The sequence below is a fragment of the Anaeromyxobacter sp. PSR-1 genome (assembly GCF_000964525.1).
Lineage (GTDB): Bacteria > Myxococcota > Myxococcia > Myxococcales > Anaeromyxobacteraceae > Anaeromyxobacter.
This window is the reverse complement of the sequence record NZ_BAZG01000314.1, coordinates 1-2,457: the sequence shown is the minus strand read 5'-3', so window position 1 is coordinate 2,457 and position 2,457 is coordinate 1. Positions and strand designations below refer to the sequence as shown.

Sequence of the window (2,457 nt, the reverse complement as noted above, 5' to 3'; positions counted from 1 at the left end):
TCGTCGACCAGGAGGATCCGGGGCAAGCGCGGGGATTATGGATCGGGCCCGCCGGGTGACCAAGCCGCCGCCCGCGCCGCCGGCGTGCGTGCGTGCCGGACCTACAGCATCGAGTACGGATCCATGTCGAAGCGGATGGCGGCGCCGCCGGGCGGCCGCTGCGCCACCCGCGCCAGCGCCGCGTGGACCCGGAACAGCGACGGCGGGGAGGGGGCGCGGAACAGCAGGTGCCAGCGGCTCTTCCCGCGGATCCGCTCGATGGCGGCGGGCGCCGGGCCGAGCATGGCCACCTCGCCGGCCAGCGCCGGCCGGGCCGCCCGCGCCAGGGCCTCGGCGGTCCGGCGCGCGCCGTCCTCGGTCCCCTCCACCCGCGCCGCCATCATCCGCCCGAACGGCGGGTAGCCGAAGGCGCGGCGCCGCTCCAGCTCGCCCTCGGCGAACGCGGCGTAGTCGTGGGTGGCGGCGAGCGCGACCGCCGGGGTGGCCGGGTTGAACGTCTGCACGATCACCCGCCCGGCCTCGGCCCCGCGCCCGGCGCGCCCGGCCACCTGGGTGAGCAGCTGGAAGGTGCGCTCGGCGGCGCGGAAGTCCGGCAGCGCGAGCGCGGTGTCGGCGAGCACCACGCCGACCAGGGTGACGCCCGGGAAGTCGTGCCCCTTCGTCACCATCTGCGTGCCCACCAGCACGTCGGCGTCCCGGCGCGCGAACCGCGCCAGCACCGCCGCGGTGTCGTCGGCGCTCGAGACCACGTCGCGGTCGAGCCGCGCCACCCGCGCCCGCGGCAGGAGCGAGCGCACCGCCTCCTCCACCTGCTCGGTGCCGACGCCCACGCCGAAGCGCACCCCGCCGCACGCGGCGCAGCGCGCGCTCATGGGCTCGGTCCGGCCGCAGTAGTGGCACATGAGCACGCCGCGGCGCGCGTGGTGGGTGAGCGACACCGAGCAGTCCGGGCAGCCGGCCTCGGCGCCGCACACCTCGCAGACCACCAGCGTCTCGTAGCCGCGGCGGTTGAGGAACAGGATGGCCTGCTGGCCGGCGGCGACGGTGTCCTCCAGCGCGGCGGCGAGCCGCGGCGAGAGCAGCCCGGGCAGCCCGGTGACGCCGGCGCGCCGCAGCTTCGACAGGTCCACCAGCTCCACCTCCGGCATGGGCCGGTCGTCGATGCGGGCGGGGAGGTCGAGCTTGCGGTAGCGGCCGCGCCGCGCGTTCTCGAGCGTCTCCAGCGACGGGGTGGCCGAGCCCAGGATCAGCACCGCGTCCTCGCGCTTGGCGCGCACCACCGCGAGGTCGCGGGCGTGGTACGGCGGGCCGTCCTCCTGCTTGAAGCTGCCGTCGTGCTCCTCGTCCACCACCAGCACCGCCAGGTCCTGCACCGGCGCGAAGATGGCGCTGCGGACGCCCACGCAGATCCGCGCGTCGCCCCGGCGCAGCCGCAGCCACTCGGCGTGGCGCTCGGCGTCGGACAGGCCGGAGTGGAGCAGGGCGACGTCGTCGCCGAAGCGCGCGCGGAAGCGGCCGGAGAGCTGCGGGGTGAGCGCGATCTCCGGGACCAGCACCAGCGCGCCCCGGCCGGCGGCGCGCGCGCGGGCGATGGCCTGCAGGTACACCTCGGTCTTGCCCGAGCCGGTGACGCCGTGGAGCAGGAACGCCTGGAAGGTCCCGGCCGCCGCGTCGATCTCCGCCAGCGCCGCGGCCTGGGCCGGCGTGAGCGCCGCCGGCGCGGCCGCGCTCGCGGGGAGCACGCCCGCGGTCGCCACCGGCGTCTCGGTCTCGAGCGTCACGAGGCCGCGCTTCGCGAGCGCGGAGAGGGCGGGGCGCCCGCGCGGGAACGCGGCGCGCAGCTCCTCCACCGGGATGCGGCCGCGCGCGAGCAGGTACTCGAGCACCGCGCGCTGTGCGGCGGCCCGGCCCAGGGCGCCGAGCGACGCGGCGGCGTCGGGCGCCGGGGCGGCGTACTCCACCCCGCGCCGCGCCGGGGCCGGCGCCCCGCGGCGCGCGTTCAGGCCCGGCGGCAGCGCGGCCCGCAGCAGCTCGCCGGGCGGCACGAGGTAGTACTCCTCGGCCCACCGCAGCAGCTCCACCAGCTTCGGCGTGAACGGCGGGAACGGGTCGAGGACCTCGACCACGTCGCGCAGCTCGAACCCCTCCGGCGGCACCGCCGGGAACCCGACCACGTAGCCCGTCGCCCGCCGGCTCCTCCCGAACGGCACCGCCACGCGCTGTCCCAGCGCCACCTCGGCCGCGAGCGACGAGGGCACGCGGTAGGTGAAGGTGCCGCGGACCGCGGCGGCGACGGCGACCTCGACGAGCACGCGCGGAGTCTAGCAGCCGGGCCCCCCTCGCCGCCGTTCATCGGCTACACTCGCCCGCTCACGGAGGAACACATGGCCCGCATCGATCTGCGCATCGCCGTCGCGGTGATGGGCGTCCTCACCGTCATCGCCTGCTCGGAGAAGA

The 2,457-nt window shown here is 77.5% G+C and carries 1 protein-coding gene; it reads right to left on the bottom strand.

Going from position 1 to position 2,457, the window contains the following annotated elements; translation table 11 throughout:
• Positions 1-101 precede the first annotated feature (101 nt).
• On the bottom strand, positions 102-2,312 hold the full coding sequence (gene priA, locus PSR1_RS22855; RefSeq protein ID WP_059439596.1) for a primosomal protein N': 2,211 nt from the start codon (positions 2,310-2,312) through the stop codon (positions 102-104).
• Positions 2,313-2,457: the final 145 nt, after the last annotated feature.